Source organism: Burkholderia diffusa, from assembly GCF_001718315.1.
Taxonomy (GTDB): Bacteria; Pseudomonadota; Gammaproteobacteria; order Burkholderiales; family Burkholderiaceae; genus Burkholderia; species Burkholderia diffusa_B.
The window spans coordinates 1,783,449-1,799,578 of record NZ_CP013363.1 but is presented as its reverse complement, the minus strand read 5'-3'; the positions used below and the strand labels follow the sequence as shown (position 1 = coordinate 1,799,578).

The 16,130-nt window shown below is 67.5% G+C and carries 14 protein-coding genes; 11 read left to right on the top strand and 3 right to left on the bottom strand.

From position 1 onward, the window contains the following. Positions 1-66: 66 nt before the first annotated feature. Both WI26_RS23330 and WI26_RS23325 read left to right on the top strand, forming a co-directional pair. Entirely contained in the window at positions 67-651 is a 585-nt protein-coding gene (locus WI26_RS23330) for a hypothetical protein (RefSeq protein WP_059468383.1), read from the top strand. 110 nt (positions 652-761) lie between these two features. Further along, on the top strand, positions 762-2,183 hold the full coding sequence (locus WI26_RS23325) for a sigma-54 dependent transcriptional regulator (RefSeq protein WP_069227342.1): 1,422 nt from the start codon (positions 762-764) through the stop codon (positions 2,181-2,183). Between the two features lie 58 nt (positions 2,184-2,241). Here WI26_RS23325 and WI26_RS23320 read toward each other — a convergent pair whose 3' ends face one another. Continuing rightward, complete coding sequence (locus tag WI26_RS23320; protein WP_069227341.1) at positions 2,242-2,733, bottom strand: hypothetical protein; 492 nt, start codon at positions 2,731-2,733, stop codon at positions 2,242-2,244. Between the two features lie 374 nt (positions 2,734-3,107). On the opposite strand from WI26_RS23320, the gene WI26_RS23315 reads away from it, so the two are divergent. Further along, complete coding sequence (locus WI26_RS23315) at positions 3,108-3,785, top strand: response regulator transcription factor (RefSeq protein ID WP_069227845.1); 678 nt, start codon at positions 3,108-3,110, stop codon at positions 3,783-3,785. A 133-nt stretch (positions 3,786-3,918) separates the two neighbouring features. On the opposite strand, the gene WI26_RS23310 is transcribed toward WI26_RS23315, so the two are convergent. Then, positions 3,919-5,472 carry a methyl-accepting chemotaxis protein gene (locus WI26_RS23310; RefSeq protein WP_059509139.1) on the bottom strand — a complete coding sequence of 518 codons (1,554 nt, stop codon included), beginning with the start codon at positions 5,470-5,472 and terminating at the stop codon, positions 3,919-3,921. Positions 5,473-5,727: 255 nt separating this feature from the next. On the opposite strand from WI26_RS23310, the gene panE reads away from it, so the two are divergent. The 8 genes from panE to WI26_RS23270 all read left to right on the top strand — a co-directional run bounded on the left by panE (position 5,728) and on the right by WI26_RS23270 (position 15,028). Further along, positions 5,728-6,666 carry a 2-dehydropantoate 2-reductase gene (gene panE, locus WI26_RS23305; protein WP_069227340.1) on the top strand — a complete coding sequence of 313 codons (939 nt, stop codon included), beginning with the start codon at positions 5,728-5,730 and terminating at the stop codon, positions 6,664-6,666. Between the two features lie 295 nt (positions 6,667-6,961). Then, positions 6,962-7,921, top strand: a complete 960-nt coding sequence (locus WI26_RS23300) for an AraC family transcriptional regulator (protein WP_059468388.1) — start codon at positions 6,962-6,964, stop codon at positions 7,919-7,921. A 117-nt stretch (positions 7,922-8,038) separates the two neighbouring features. Further along, complete coding sequence (locus WI26_RS23295; RefSeq protein ID WP_059539023.1) at positions 8,039-8,980, top strand: substrate-binding domain-containing protein; 942 nt, start codon at positions 8,039-8,041, stop codon at positions 8,978-8,980. A 62-nt stretch (positions 8,981-9,042) separates the two neighbouring features. Continuing rightward, entirely contained in the window at positions 9,043-10,563 is a 1,521-nt protein-coding gene (locus WI26_RS23290; protein ID WP_069227844.1) for a sugar ABC transporter ATP-binding protein, read from the top strand. After that, positions 10,550-11,557 carry an ABC transporter permease gene (locus WI26_RS23285; RefSeq protein WP_059468390.1) on the top strand — a complete coding sequence of 336 codons (1,008 nt, stop codon included), beginning with the start codon at positions 10,550-10,552 and terminating at the stop codon, positions 11,555-11,557. The genes WI26_RS23290 and WI26_RS23285 overlap by 14 nt, the downstream gene beginning before the upstream one ends. A 46-nt stretch (positions 11,558-11,603) precedes the next feature. After that, complete coding sequence (locus tag WI26_RS23280; RefSeq protein ID WP_069227339.1) at positions 11,604-12,692, top strand: alcohol dehydrogenase catalytic domain-containing protein; 1,089 nt, start codon at positions 11,604-11,606, stop codon at positions 12,690-12,692. Between the two features lie 33 nt (positions 12,693-12,725). Continuing rightward, the gene (locus tag WI26_RS23275) at positions 12,726-14,273 is read left to right on the top strand and encodes an FGGY-family carbohydrate kinase (protein WP_069227338.1); all 1,548 of its coding nucleotides are present in this window, start codon (positions 12,726-12,728) and stop codon (positions 14,271-14,273) included. Next, positions 14,270-15,028 (top strand): SDR family oxidoreductase, encoded by a 759-nt coding sequence (locus WI26_RS23270; RefSeq protein ID WP_069227337.1) that lies wholly within the window; start codon positions 14,270-14,272, stop codon positions 15,026-15,028. Before WI26_RS23275 ends, WI26_RS23270 begins: the two co-directional genes overlap by 4 nt. A gap of 432 nt (positions 15,029-15,460) precedes the next feature. On the opposite strand, the gene WI26_RS23265 is transcribed toward WI26_RS23270, so the two are convergent. Next, on the bottom strand, positions 15,461-16,045 hold the full coding sequence (locus WI26_RS23265; protein WP_069227336.1) for a nucleotidyltransferase family protein: 585 nt from the start codon (positions 16,043-16,045) through the stop codon (positions 15,461-15,463). Positions 16,046-16,130: the final 85 nt, after the last annotated feature.

Below are 16,130 nucleotides of genomic sequence, written 5' to 3'. Positions count from 1 at the left end.
GTGTTGGTCCCATCCCCGAGGTCAACACCTCTTTTTGCCTGACGAGGGTACAAGGAGGCCTCAATCATGAGGATCTTTCTGATCGCGCTGCTGCTGTACGGCACACAAGCCGCCGCGCAGTCGGTTTTCCAGAACCCTGCGGTCTTCGTCATCCTGAGCGAGCAGACCCTCGCGAATGCCGCGAGCGTCCAGCAGGCGCTGACGACGCTCGGCCGCCCGGACAACACGGCATGCGTGCCGATGATGATGGTCGGCGATCCGCAGATGATCTACATGATGCCGGCGGAAGGTCACGCACCGTCGTGGCAATCGCCGGTGTACGGGCGTGGTGCGCCGTTCGAAGCGCAGAACGGACCGACGCCGACCGGCAAGACGATCGGCACGATGCAGCACGCACAGGACATGCAGACGCAGCCGTGGAGCGACAGCAGCACGATCACGCAGAAGATCGCCGGCGAATCGAGCTTGTCCGCGTCGGCGCGAGTCAGCGAGTGGCAGAGCAAAGGGCTGAACACGATCGAGACGGCGCCTGCGACGGAAGTGACGGTAAACGGCAAGACCTACCGTGCTTATCGCGAGGATCTCAACCAGGCCGCGCGGCCCGTCGTCGAACCGCAGATCTACATGCAGCGTGTCGTGTTCTGCCGATGAATTTTTCCCGAGCGGACATGCCGGCAGCGTCGCGCGCGGGCAGGGAGGCCTGCCGCCGCACCGTTTCGCGCCGCCCGTTCCGCCAGACAACCCCATGCGGCGAGGCCATCGTGAACCATTGCTGCCCGATCAGACTGTCAGACCCGCAGGAGAGCGAACGAGCCGCATGCACGCCACCGTTCGTTGCGGTCCGGCGTCACCATGGCGTGCCGTCACGCCCGCTCGTGTATCTGTCGCAGCGTCCCGATGCGGGGCTCGTCGATTCTCTCGCGTCGCGCGGCTGGGACGTGTGGCGCGCGAAATCCGTTGCGGACGCATCCAATCTCGTGAAGGCGAACCGCCTGCATGCGGGCATCGTGGATTTCGACGACTTCGCGTCGCCCGACGTCGCGTCGTTCGAGGCGCTGCTGCGCGATCCGAGGATCGGCTGGGTCGCGCTCGCCGACGACCCGCGACTGCGCGACGCCACCATCGCGCGCCTGATCCGCCAGTGCTGCTTCGGCTACGTGCGCAATGCGACGGCCTATACGACGATCGGTTATCTCGTCGGCCATGCGTACGGGATGCTGAAACTGGCGGAAAGCGATCCGGCCGTCGATGCCGTGCCGCCCGGCGGATCGATGATCGGCGCGTGCGACGCGATGCGCCGTCTGTTCGCGACGATCCGCAAGGTCGCGAACACCGACGCCACCGTGTTCATCGCCGGCGAATCCGGCACCGGCAAGGAGTTGACGGCGTCGGCGATCCACCTGCATTCGTCGCGCGCCGACGCGCCGTTCGTCGCCGTGAATTGCGCGGCGATTCCGACGACGCTGCTGCAGGCCGAACTGTTCGGGCATGAACGCGGCGCGTTCACCGGCGCGCATCAGCGCAAGATCGGCCGTATCGAGGCCGCGCACGGCGGTACGCTGTTCCTCGATGAAATCGGCGACATGCCGTTCGAGAGCCAGGCGAGCCTGCTGCGGTTCCTGCAGGAGGGCAAGGTCGAGCGGCTTGGCGGGCACGCGTCGATTCCGGTCGATGTGCGGATCGTGTCGGCGACCCACGTCGATCTCGAGGCCGCGATGCGGGCGGGACGGTTCCGCGCGGACCTGTACTACCGGCTCTGCGTGCTGCGTATCGACGAGCCGCCGCTGCGCGCGCGCGGCCGCGACATCATGCTGCTCGCCGACCACATATTGCAGCGCTATCGCGGCGACAGTGCGCACCGGATTCGCGGCTTCATGCCGTGCGCGATCGAGGCGATCCACAACTATGCATGGCCCGGCAACGTGCGCGAGCTGATCAACCGGATCCGCTTCGCGGTCGTGATGACGAATGGCCCGCTGATCTCGGCCGTCGATCTCGAACTGAACCAGTACACGTCGCACCGGCTGCCGACGCTCGCGGAATCGCGCCGCCAGGCGGAGCGGCGCACGATCGAGGAGACGTTGTTGCGGCATCGGCGCCAGCATGCCGACGTCGCGGCGGAACTCGGTGTCTCGCGCGCGACGCTGTACCGCCTGATGACCGCGCACGGCCTGCACGGCTGACGCCGGTTGCGCCCGCGCGGCATGCAGCCCGGCGTCGCGCGGGCGCCGGCCGGCGGCGTCAGGCCGGCCGTTCGAAGCCCGATTCGACCCAGCGTGCGGCACTGGCCTTGTTGAGCTTGAACCCGGCGGAGACCTTCGCGTCGGCCAGCAGCTCGCCGTACGGGTCGAACGCCTTCAGTTGCGCATACGGCTCGAACTCGTCCGGCACGATGTCGAGCGTGACCGACACATCCTGCCCGTCGTCGTCCTGCACCGTCACTTCCTTGTGCAGCATCGCACGGCGTTGCTGTTCGTGCCGCATCAGCACCTCGGTCACGGTCTTCACCAGCGTGCGGAACGCGTTCGCGTCCATCGGCTTCGGATTCTTCTTGTCGCGACCCATCGTCCACGGGCCGACGAGCGCGGGCTCGGCTTCGCCGTCCTTGATCATCTCGACGGCCCAGCCGTCGTCGTCCTCGTTCTTGATGATGCGGGCCGTCCAGCCGTTGTCGCGCCAGAGGCCGTCTTCGTGGATGGTGGTGTCGTCGGATTGCAGGTCGGATTCGGTCATGGGGAAGCGGGGAGTACGGGCAGCCGGCGAACGGGCGGGCGCGCGGCCGGAAAGGGCGCGCTGCCGCCGGCCGTTCGCCCGGGGTGGCATGCAAAGGCCGCAATTTTACCCCGCGTGACACCCGTACGGCCCGCGCGGCCCGCAACGTCGGCCGTTCGGCCGACCCCGGCCGCCGCCGAACGTTCCGACCGGCGCCGAGATCAAACTCGTATCACGCCTGCATCGATCAATTCAGACGCCGCCCCATATCCCGACCGTGCGTTGCTGCCTAGAATGATGTTCGGGATAAAAATATCCTGAATGTCGATTCAATGCCGATCCGGCCGCGCGCGCATTCCGCATCGTGCGGCCCGGCGAACCTTCTTGGACTGCGCATGGGGAAATTCAGAATTCGCACTGTTTTCGCGTACGACTCGCCGCTGACGCTCGCAGGTATGGAGCACATTGCCTGCGACGCGTGCGCAATCGATCTCGTCGGCGTCTCCCGAACCTCGGGCGATCTGATCGAGACGCTCGGCCGCGTCGAATGCGACATCGTGCTGGTCGACTATCCGATTCGCGGCGACGTGGAGATGGACGGTCTCGCACTGTTCGACTGGCTGCACAGCACGCGCCCGAACGTCGGGATCGTCGCGCTGGTCGGGAACGAGAATCCGGTGCTCTTCCGCTCGATTCTGGCGAAAGGCGGCGCGAGCCTCGTCAGCAAGTTCGACGAAGTCGGCCACATCGTCACCGCGATCCATTCGACCTACAGCGGCGGGCGTTATCAGTCGCCGCTCGTCCGGCGTGCGCTCGATGCCGTCGCCGGGCACGACCAGCCGCCGGTGAAACTGTCGACGCGCGAGATCGAGGTGATACGCCTTTATCTGGCCGGCCTGCCGATCAAGACGATCGCGCAGCGGTTGAACAAGGGGAAGCAGACGGTCAGCGCGCAGAAGATCAGCGCGATGAAGAAGCTCGGCGTGACCAACGACGTCGAGCTGGTGCAGCGGGCGGCCGGGATGGGGTTCGGCGGTGTCGAGGCCGTGAGCCGGCCGGGCGGAGCGGGCTAAGCTCGGAACAAGCGCGGAACAAGCGCGGAACAAGCGCGGGAGGGCCTGCGTCGTGCAGGGGCCGGCCCCGCCTTGCCGGCTCGTCAGGCGAAATCCGTCGGAATCGGGCGGGATGCCGACGGATGAGGCGACGTCAGGCCGGCAACGCGAATCGCGTGACGGCGTCGCGCAGCGCTTCGGCCTGATCGCGCAACGAATGCGCGGCGGCCGCGGCTTGCTCGACGAGGGCCGCGTTCTGCTGCGTGACCTGGTCCATCTCGCCCACCGCGCGGTTGACCTGCTCGATCCCCGCGCTCTGCTCGCGCGAGGCATGGCTGATCTCGTCGAGGATCTCGTTCACGCGCCGCACGGACTGCACGATCTCGGCCATCGTCTCGCCCGCGTGCGTGACGAGCGTCGCGCCGTGCTCGACCGTTTCGTTCGACGACACGATCAGCGACTTGATCTCCTTCGCGGCCGTGGCCGAGCGTTGCGCGAGCGAGCGCACCTCGGCCGCGACCACCGCGAAGCCGCGGCCCTGTTCGCCCGCGCGCGCCGCTTCGACGGCCGCGTTCAGCGCGAGGATGTTGGTCTGGAACGCGATCCCGTCGATCACGCCGATGATGTCGCCGATCTTGTGCGAGCGGCCGGTGATCTCGTTCATCGTGCGCACCACATCGTCGACCACGGCGCTGCCGCGCGTCGCGACTTGCGCGGCCTGGCCCGCGAGCGTCGCGGCCTGGGCGGCGCTGTCCGCGTTCTGCTTCACGTTCGCGGTCATCTGGTCCATGCTCGACGCGGTCTGCACGAGCGCGGCTGCCTGTTCCTCGGTGCGCTGCGACAGATCGGTGTTGCCCGACGCGATCTCGCTCGCGCCGACGTTGATGTTCTCCGTGCCCGTCCGCACGCGCGACACCATGTCGATCAGCCCGCTCTGCATCGTATGCAGCGCATGCAGCAGGCTCCCGCGATCGTCGTGCTTCACGCTCACGCGCGCGGTCAGGTCGCCCTGCGCGATACGCCGCGCGGCGTCGAGCGCCACTTCGAGCTCGCCGCCAAGGTTCGCGCGCACGCTTTTCAGCACGAGCACCATCACGACGGTCGAGATCGCGCCGAGCACGGCCGTCATCGCGAGCCAGCGGCCGACGCTCGCGAGCACGGCCGAGCGTACGTCGTTCATGTACATGCCCGTCACGAGATACCAGTCCCACGGCGCGAAGCGCTGCACCGCGCTGGTCTTGTCCTGCGGCTTGTCGGCGCCCGGCTTGGGCCACAGATATTCGACGAAACCCTTGCCGCCGTCCAGGTTGCCGGCCTTCACGATTTCGACGAACAGGTGCTTGCCGTTCGGATCGGTGAAATTCGACACGTCCTTGCCGTTCAGCTCGGTCTTGATCGGGTGCATCACGATCACCGGTTTCGAATCGTTGATCGAAATGTAGCCGTCGGCGCCGTAGCGCATCGCGGCGATCGCCTCGAGCGCCTTCTGCTTCGCGTCGGCTTCCGGCAAGGCGTTCTGTTGCGACAGCTTGTAGTAGTGGTCGGCGACGTTCGTCGCCTGCGCAACCAGCGACGCAAGCTGGTCGCGGCGGTCCGTGATCATCGACGCGCGTGTCTGCCACGCGCCGATGCCGGCGATCACGAGCAGGCCGAGCCACAGGATGACGATCATCGAGGCGAGTTTCTGGTTCAGGGAAAGGGTGCGCATGGGTAGTGAGGTCGGTCGGTCGAACAAGCGCGCCGGAACGGCGTGACGGGATAACTCTTTGACGGCGTGAAACCGACGTTGCCGTAGACGGGAAATCCCTTAGAAACGGCAGCGGCTCGATACCGCCGAGCGCGGTGCGGGTATCTATGCATATACATATGCGGCATCGCTATACTGTCGGGCGATGGCGATTGCGCGTCGTGCCCCGATGGTCGGGCGGACGGCGGCGTCGAACGAACCCGAAAGGAGGCAACGATGCGAATTCTGGTGGTGGGGGCCGGCGCGGTCGGCGGATACTTCGGCGGCCGGCTAGCGGCGGCGGGGCGCGACGTGACGTTCCTGGTGCGCGAGGGCCGCGCGGCCGCGCTCGCGCGCGACGGGCTCTTGATCCGCAGCCCGCGCGGCGACCTGACGCTCGCGAACGTGCAGACGCTGCGTGCGAGCGACGCGGCCGCGCCGTTCGACCTGGTGCTGCTGAGCTGCAAGGCTTACAGCCTCGACGATGCGATTGCATCGTTCGCGCCGTTCGTCGGGCCGTCGACGCTGATCCTGCCGATGCTCAACGGGATGCGCCATCTCGACGTGCTGCGCGGCCGGTTCGGCGCCGCGCAAGTGCTCGGCGGCCTGTGCGTGATCGCGGCGACGCTCGATCGCGAGCAGCGGATCGTGCACCTGAACGACACGGCGGGCCTGTCGTTTGGCGAACTTGCCGGCGGCGAATCGGCGCGTGTGCGCGCGGTGGCCGACGTGCTCGGCGGCGCGGGTTTCGACGCGACGCTCAGCGACGACATTGCCGCGCGGATGTGGGACAAGTGGGTGTTCCTCGCCACGCTCGCGGCGAGCACGTCGCTGTTTCGCGGTTCGGTCGGCGACATTCTTGCCGCGCCGGACGGTCGCCGCCTGCTCGAAACGATGCTCGACGAATGCAGTGCGATCGCCGCGCACAACGGTTACCGGCCCGATTCCGCCGCCGTCGAGCGGATGCGGCGGATGGTGCTGACGCCGTCGCCGCTGACCGCGTCGATGCTGCGCGACGTCGAAAACCGCGCACCGGTCGAAGCCGATCACGTGATCGGCGACCTCCTTGCGCGCCGTGACCCGCAGGCGGCGGATGCGTTGTCGTTGCTGCGAATCGCGTACAACCACCTGAAGGTGTACGAGGTGCGTGTCGCGCGGGAAAGCGGGGCGGCATAGCCGTGGCGACGGCCGTCGCCGACGCGCCCAGCGGCCGTTCTCCGGCCGCGCGCATGCTTCGCGCCGGCGCTCGGTCGACGGGTGCGGCACTGCACAATTTTGCGCTTCGTGTCCCTTTCTACCCGTAACGCGCAAAAAAGTATCGAAAATCAGGCGTAAAGTTGGTGGAGCCGCGCACGCGATCGACCTACATTGCTTCCCATGCGACCGGTCGCGTTGCCGCAAGACTCACGCGGCGAACGAGGCGAAACGCCGAACGGCCTGGTCAGCGAGACATGGGAATGGAGACGCCAGCATGATGCATCCCGATCTGGAAGTGGTCGACGTGCGACGCGACGAGTCGTTCAAGGTCTGGTCGCACGGCTATCCGTACCGCACGATTCGCTGGCATTTCCATCCCGAATTCGAACTGCACCTGATCGTCGCGACACGCGGCAAGTATTTCGTCGGCGACCATATCGGGTCGTTCGGCCCCGGCCATCTCGTGCTGCTCGGCCCGAACCTGCCGCACAACTGGGTCAGCGACATGGCCGAAGGCGAAACGGTCGAGCGTCGCAATCTGGTAATCCAGTTCGATCCGTCGTTCGTGCGCCGCTGCATGGACGCGTTTCCCGAATGCCGCGACGCGCAGGCACTGCTCGACGACGCGCGGCGCGGCGTCGGTTTCGATGACGACACGAGCGCGGCGATCGCGCCGCTGTTCGACGAATTGCTGGGCGCGCGCGGGATGCGCCGCATCGCGCTGTTCATGGCGATCCTCGAGCGGCTGTGCGGCGCGGCCGAACGCACGCTGCTCGCGAGCCCCGCGTACGACCAGGCGCACGTGACGCCGACGCGGCTCAGTCACGCACTGTCGTACATCGGCAAGAACCTCGCGTCCGAGCTGCGCGAATCCGATCTCGCGCAGCTGACCGGGCAGAGCGTCAGCGCATTCTCGCGCGCGTTCCATCGTCATACCGGGTTGCCGTTCGTCCAGTACGTAAACCGGCTGCGGATCGAATCCGCGTGCCAGATGCTGCTCGCCGAGGACGCGAACATCACCGACATCTGCTTCCAGGCCGGCTTCAACAACGTGTCCAACTTCAACCGCCAGTTCCGCGCGGTGAAGGGGATGGCACCGTCCGAGTTTCGCGCGCTGCAGCGGTTGAATGCACGCAGCCGCGAACTCGCGCTGCACGCGCCGCTTACCGGCAATCCGACGCCGCCGCGCGTGGTCGCGGCAGGCGCACGCGGGCTCGCGCCGCAACCCGGATGATCGCCGGGCGCTCGCCCACCTGACTTTTCCTGCCGTTTTACCAGGCCGATCGCGCCGTTCGCGTCGCGAGGGGCTCGCTCATCCACGAAAAAACCGCACATAACCGGAGACACCGTCATGACGCACGCATCGCCCGCTTCATCCCGCCGCCGCGCCGCCCGCCTCGCGGCCGTTGCCGCGGCCGCCGCCGCAACCTGGTTCCCGATGGTCACGCATGCGGCGCCGCTGCGGATCGGCATGACCTTCCAGGAGCTGAACAATCCGTATTTCGTGACGATGCAGAAGGCGTTGAACGACGCGGCCGCGTCGATCGGCGCGCAGGTCGTCGTGACGGACGCGCATCACGACGTCAGCAAGCAGGTGAGCGACGTCGAGGACATGCTGCAGAAGAAGATCGACATCCTGCTCGTGAATCCGACCGATTCGACCGGTATCCAGTCGGCGATCACGCAGGCGAAGAAGGCCGGCGCGGTGGTCGTGGCCGTCGACGCGAATGCGAACGGCCCGGTCGATTCGTTCGTCGGCTCGAAGAACTACGACGCGGGCGTGATGTCGTGCGAATACCTCGCGAAGGCGATCGGCGGCAGTGGCGAGGTGGCGATTCTCGACGGCATTCCGGTCGTGCCGATTCTCGAACGCGTGCGTGGCTGCAAGGCCGGCCTCGCGAAATTCCCGAACGTGAAGCTGGTCGACACGCAGAACGGCAAGCAGGAGCGCGCGACCGCGTTGTCGGTGACGGAGAACATGATCTCCGCGCATCCGAACCTGAAGGGCATCTTCAGCGTGAACGACGGCGGGTCGATGGGCGCGCTCGCGGCAATCGAGGGATCGGGCAAGGACATCAGGCTCACCAGCGTCGACGGCGCGCCCGAGGCGATCGCGGCGATCCAGAAGCCGAACTCGAAGTTCATCGAGACGACCGCGCAGTTTCCGGCCGACCAGGTGCGCATCGCGCTCGGCATCGCGATCGCGCGCAAGTGGGGCGCGACGGTGCCGAAGGCGATTCCAGTCGACGTGAAGGTCGTCGATCGCGGCAACGCGAAGGGATTCAGCTGGTGAGCGACGCGCAACGCGACGTGAAGGGCGGCGGCCGGGCCGGCGTCCTTCACACGGAGAAGCCGATGGACACGATACTGACGCTCAGTCACATCACGAAAAGCTTTCCGGGCGTGAAGGCGCTGTCGGACATTCACCTCGAGATCGCGCGCGGCGAGATTCATGCGCTGCTCGGCGAGAACGGGGCCGGCAAGTCGACGCTGATGAAGATTCTCTGCGGGATCCACCAGCCGGATACCGGCACGATCGAGATCGACGGCAGCGCGCGGCATTTCGCGAGTTATCACGACGCGGTCGCGGCCGGCATCGGCATCGTGTTTCAGGAATTCAGCCTGATCCCGCACCTCGATGCCGTCGATAACCTGTTCCTCGGTCGCGAGCTGCGCACCCGCTGGGGTGTGCGCGATCGCGCGCGGATGCGGCGCGTGGCGGCCGGCATCTTCGCACGGCTCGGCGTGACGATCGATCTCGACGCGCCGCTGCGTACGCTGTCGGTCGCGCAGCAGCAGTTCGTCGAGATCGGCAAGGCACTGTCGCTCGACGCGAGAATCCTGATCCTCGACGAGCCGACCGCAACCCTCACGCCGGCCGAGGCCGAACACCTGTTCTCGATCATGCGCGAGCTGAAGCGGCAGGGTGTCGCGATGATCTTCATCTCGCATCACCTCGACGAAATTTTCACGGTGTGCGATCGCATCACGGTGCTGCGCGACGGCCAGTATGTCGCGACCACCGACGTCGCGCGCACGGATGTCGAGCAACTGGTGCGGATGATGGTCGGCCGCCGGCTCGAAAGCAGCTTCCCGCCGAAGCCGGCGCGCGCCGCCGATGCGCCCGCCGTGCTCGAAGTCGACGCGCTGCAGATCGAGCGCGATGGCCCGGTCAACCGATTCGCGCTGCATGCGGGCGAGATTCTGGGCTTTGCGGGGCTCGTCGGTTCGGGCCGCACGGAGACCGCGCTCGCGGTGATCGGCGCGACGCGCGCGCACCGCAAGGACGTGCGCGTGCGCGGCGCGGCGGCGAAGCTTGCCGATCCGGCCGACGCGCTGCGCGCGGGCATCGGCCTGCTGCCGGAGAGCCGCAAGACGGAAGGGCTCGTGACGTCGTTCTCGATTCGCGACAACATTTCGCTGAACAATCTCGGCAAGTACCGGTCGATGCGCTGGCTGATCGATCGCCGCGGCGAAGCGCGCACGACGCACGACGTGATGCGGCGCGTCGGCGTGAAGGCGCCGTCGATCCACACCGAGGTCGCGACGCTGTCGGGTGGCAACCAACAGAAGGTCGTGATCGCGCGCTGGCTGAATCACCACGCGACGGTGCTGATCTTCGACGAGCCGACACGCGGTATCGATGTCGGCGCGAAAGCGGAAATCTACGGGCTGATGCGCGAACTCACCGCGCGCGGCTACGCCATCATCATGATCTCGTCCGAGCTGCCGGAGATCGTCGGCATGTGCGATCGCGTCGCCGTGTTCCGGCAGGGCCGCATCGAGGCGACGCTCGAAGGCGACGAGATCGATCCCGACACGGTCATGACCCATGCCACGGCCGGCACGCGAGGAGCGACCCATGAACCTGCCTGATTCTTCTTCCCCGTCTTCCCCGACACTCGCGGCCGCGCCCGGCGACGCGCCGCCGCCACGCGCGACGTGGACGCAATTTCGGCGTTCGACGCTGTTCTATCCGCTCGTCGGGCTGATCGTCGTGTGCGTCGCGATGATGATCGCGAGCCCCAGCTTCCTGTCCGCCGCGAACCTGGAGAACGTGCTGCGCCAGGTGTCGATCAACGCGATCATCGCGGTCGGCATGACCTGCGTGATCCTGACCGGCGGGATCGACCTGTCGGTCGGCTCGGTCATGGCGCTGTCCGGCACGCTCGCGGCCGGGCTGATGGTCGCCGGCATGAATGCGGTCGCCGCGCTCGCGATCGGCATCGCGGTGGGCTTCGGATTCGGCTTCCTGAACGGTGTGTTCGTCGCGTTCGCCGGGATGCCGCCGATCATCGTCACGCTTGCGACGATGGGCATCGCGCGCGGCCTCGCGCTGATCTATACGGGCGGTTATCCGATCGACGGGCTGCCCGACTGGGTCGCGTTCTTCGGCAGCGGCAAGGTGCTCGGCATCCAGGCGCCGGTGCTGATCATGCTGGTCGTCTATGCGATCGCGTGGCTGCTGCTCGATCGCATGCCGTTCGGCCGCTACGTGTATGCGATCGGCGGCAACGAGCAGGCGACGCGGCTCACCGGCGTGCGCGTCGCGCGCGTGAAGCTGATCGTTTACACGCTGGCCGGACTCACGTCGGCGCTTGCCGCGATCGTGCTGACCGGGCGTCTGATGAGCGGGCAGCCGAACGCCGGCGTCGGCTTCGAGCTCGACGCGATCGCGGCCGTCGTGATGGGCGGCACGTCGATCTCCGGCGGGCGCGGCGCGATTCTCGGCACGCTCGTCGGTGCGCTGCTGCTCGGCGTGCTCAACAACGGGCTGAACATGATCGGCGTGAACCCGTATGTGCAGAACGTGATCAAGGGCGGAATCATCCTGCTCGCGATCTACATCAGCCGCGAACGTTCGCGGTAACGATTCATTCATCAGCCATCCGAATCATCAACGGAAGAGACAACTCATGACGACACCCGAAACCCAGCCGCGCATGACCGCGGTGGTTTGCCACGGCCCCGAGGACTATCGCGTCGAGCAGGTCGCGAAGCCGCGCGCGGGCGCGAACGAGCTCGTGATCCGCATCGCCGCGTGCGGAATCTGCGCGAGCGATTGCAAGTGCTATACGGGCGCGAAGATGTTCTGGGGTGGCCCGAGCCCGTGGGTAAAGGCCCCCGTGATTCCCGGCCACGAATTCTTCGGCTACGTCGAGGCGCTCGGCGACGGCGCGGCCGAGCATTTCGGCGTCGCGTCGGGCGACCGCGTGATCGCCGAGCAGATCGTGCCGTGCGGCAAGTGCCGCTACTGCAAGTCGGGCCAATACTGGATGTGCGAGGTGCATAACATCTTCGGCTTCCAGCGCGAGGTTGCCGACGGCGGGATGGCCGAGTACATGCGCATTCCGCCGACCGCGATCGTGCACAAGATTCCGCTTGGCGTGTCGCTGGAGGATGCAGCGATCATCGAGCCGCTGTCGTGCGCGATCCATACCGTGAACCGTGGCGACCTTCAGCTCGACGACGTCGTCGTGATCGCGGGCGCGGGCCCGCTGGGCCTGATGATGACGCAGGTCGCGCACCTGAAGACGCCGAAGAAGCTCGTCGTGATCGACCTGATCGACGAGCGGCTCGAACTTGCGCGGCAATACGGCGCGGACGTGACGATCAATCCGACACGCGACGATGCGCGCGAGATCGTACGCGCGCTGACCGACGGCTACGGATGCGACGTGTACATCGAGACGACCGGCGCGCCGGTCGGCGTGAACCAGGGGCTGGAACTGATCCGCAAGCTCGGCCGTTTCGTCGAGTTCAGCGTGTTCGGCGAGGACACGACCGCCGACTGGTCGATCATCGGCGACCGCAAGGAGCTCGACGTGCGCGGCGCGCATCTGGGGCCGTACTGCTATCCGGTCGCGATCGACCTGCTCGCGCGCGGGCTCGTCACGTCGAAAGGCATCGTCACGCACGGCTTCGCGCTCGAGGACTGGGACGACGCGATCCGCGTCGCGAAGTCGCCCGAATCGATCAAGGTGCTGCTGAAGCCGGCGCGTTGAACGACGCGCGTGCGACTTCTCACCGGAGACATCATGGAATACGTGATAGGCGTCGACATCGGCACGCAGAGCACCAAGGCGCTGCTCGTCGACCGGCATGGCACGATCGTCGCGCGCCGTTCGGCCGGCTACCAGCCCGATACGCCGCGCCCGTTGTGGGCCGAGCAGTGGCCGCAGGTGTGGTTCGATGCGGTGCGCGACTGCGTCGCGGGCTGCGTGAGCGACGCGCGCGCGCAAGGCGTGCCGGCCGACTCGATCCGCGCCGTGTGCGTGAGCAGCCTGTACGGCGGCTCCGGCATTCCGGTCGACAGCGACATGCGTCCGCTGCACCCGTGCCTGATCTGGATGGACCGGCGCGCGACCGCGGAGGTCGACTGGGTGAACGAGAACGTGAACGTCGAGCGGCTGCGCGTGATCACGGGCAACGGCGTCGACAGCTATTACGGGTTCACGAAGATGCTGTGGCTGCGCGAGCAGCGCCCGGACGTATGGGCGAACGTGCGTTATTTCCTGCCGCCGAATGCGTACGTGATCTATCTGCTGACCGGCGAAGTCGCGGTCGACCACAGTTCGGCCGGCAACATCGGCGGCGTGTATGACATCGCGCGCCGCGAGTGGTCCGATGATGCACTCGACATGCTCGGCATCCCCGCGACGATGATGCCCGAGCGGCTCGTCGAATCGACCGACGTCGTCGGCGGGCTGCTGTCGCAATGGACGGAACAGCTCGGCCTGCCCGCCGGCACGTCGATCGTCGCGGGCGGTGTGGATGCGGCCGTCGCGACCTTCGCGGCTGGCGCGACGCGCACCGGCCAGCATGTCGCGATGATCGGCACCAGCATGTGCTGGGGCTACGTGAACCAGCACGTCGATGCGCGGCACGGGCTCGTCAGCATGCCGCACGTGTTCAATGGTCAGCGCGACCTGTACGTGTTCGGCGGCGCGATCACCGCCGGTGCATCGGTCGCGTGGTTCCGCGATCAGTTCTGTCATGCGGAGATCGACGCGGCGCGATTGCTGCCGCACGGCGATCCGCACGTGCTGCTCGAGGAAGCGGCCGAAAGCGTGCCGCCCGGCGCGGACGGCGTGCTGTTCCTCCCATACCTGATGGGCGAACGCAGCCCGGTGTGGGACGCGAAGGCGAGCGGCGCATTCGTCGGGCTGAGCCTCGCGCACACGCGCGCGCACCTGTATCGCGCGGTGCTCGAAGGCGTCGCGTTCGCGCTGCGGCACAACATCGAGGCCGGCCGGCGCGGTGCGGTGGCGCTGGACGACCGGTTGATCGTCGTCGGCGGTGCCGCGCATTCGGCGCTGTGGATGCAGATCATCGCGGACGTGACGGGCTTTCCGGTATGGACGATCGAGCAGGACGTCGAAGCCGCGATGGGCGCCGCGCTGCTCGCGGGCGTCGGCGCCGGGCTGGTGTCGCACGGCGACGCGCAGGGCGGCTGGGTCACGCTCGTCGAACGCGCGCGTCCCGATGCCGCGCGCGCGAATGCGTATGCGGCGCGCTTCGCGCTTTACACGGCGTTGTATCCGGCACTCAAGCCGATCATGCACCAACTGCGCGCGGCATCATGAAGACACGATTCGATTTCAGCAGTGCGCGGGTGCTCGTTACCGGTGCGTCGAGCGGGATCGGGCGCGCCTGCGCGGTTGCGCTGGCCCATGCAGGCGCGCGGGTCGTCGCGGCGGGGCGCGATACGGCCGCGCTCGATTCGCTGGCCAGCGAGATCGCATGCGAAACCTTGCGCATCGATATCGGCGGCGACGAACACGCGATCGATGCGGCGCTCGCCGTGCACGATGCGTTCGACGGGCTCATCAATTGCGCGGGAGTCGCGTCGCTCGAACCGGCGCTCGAGGTCAGTGCGGCGCACTTCGATCACGTGATGGCCGTCAATGCGCGCGGCGCGGCGCTGGTCGCGCGGGCCGTCGCGCGGAAGATGATCGAACGCGCGGGGCGAGGCGCGGCACACGCGCGGGGCAGCATCGTCAACGTGTCGAGCCAGGCCGCGCTCGTCGGCCTGCCCGCGCATCTGAGCTATTGCGCGTCGAAGGCGGCGCTCGACGCGATGACGCGTGTGCTCTGCATCGAACTCGGCGCGCACGGGATTCGCGTGAACAGCGTGAACCCGACCGTTACGCTCACGCCAATGGCGCAGTTCGCGTGGAGCGAGCCGGAGAAGCGCGCACCGATGCTCGCGGCGATTCCGCTCGGGCGCTTCGCGGAGCCGGACGAGGTGGTCGAGCCGATCCTGTTCCTGCTCAGCGACGCGGCATCGATGATCAGCGGCGTGTCGCTGGCAATCGATGGCGGGTATACGGCGCGGTAGCGGACGCTCGCGGCGCCACAGGCACGGCTGGCCGCAGGCGGCTGTCGGCCGAGTGCCGGCGCCGGCCAGATCGCGTGGGTCGATGCCGCCTAGACCGGGTCTTTGCTCGGCGGTCCGTCGGGTTGCTGTGGATTGTCGTGGGGATGCCCCGGCGGCGGTGGCGACAACGGATCGTCTTCCGGATCGCGGTTCGGATCGGCCGGGGGCTCGGGCATCGGGGTCGTGTGGTCCATGAGGAACTCGCGCAATGCGTGGTGGCGGTGGCGCGGCGGGTGCGCCTCGTCTCCGTTATAGGCAATCGGGCGGGTGTTTGCAGCGGGATTCTCGCGGCGGCATGCGGATTGCCGGCGACATGCGAGCCTGCGCAGGTATCGCGCCGGATCGCGCGAAGGCGGCATCCGCGATGCGCAGTGCGGCCTGCGCGTTCCGATGTCAGCGTAGATCCGCGGGCGTATCGACGTCGCGCAGGATGCCGGGATCGTCGACGGCGAGCAGGTTGACCGGTGCGCTCGCGAACAACGCGCGGGCGCCCGTATCGCCGTCGAGCGCGGCCAGCGCATCGTAATGGTGCGCGGCGAAGCCGACCGGATGACCGCGTACGCCGCGATGGACGGGGGCGACGATCGATGCGTCGTCGGCGTCGAGCGCGCGCGTGACCGCTTCGTAGGTGGATGCCGCGATCCAGGGCATATCGCCGAGCGCGACCAGCCAGCCGGTTGCTTCCGGCGTCGCGCGGACGCCGGCTGCAAGGCTTGCGCCCATGCCGCGCATCGCGTCGGGCGCATAGACGACCTGGCAGCCGGCTTCGTTGAGCAGAATCGCGAGTTTTTCCGCGCCGGGACGCACGACGGCGATCACGTCGGCCGTGGCCGCGGCGAGGCGACGGGCAGCCGCGACCGCAACCGGCGTGCCGTCGGGAAGCAGCGCGAGCAGTTTGCTGTGCAGACCGCTTGGGTCGAAGCGTTGACCGAGACCGCCGGCGAGCAGGACGCCGGTGGCGAGTGACGCATAGGACATCGGCGCGGGGGGAGGGAGGCAGGTGGCCCGATTGTGCGGGAGCGGGCGGAGATCGGCAAGTGCGGATGTTACCGATGAGGGCGTG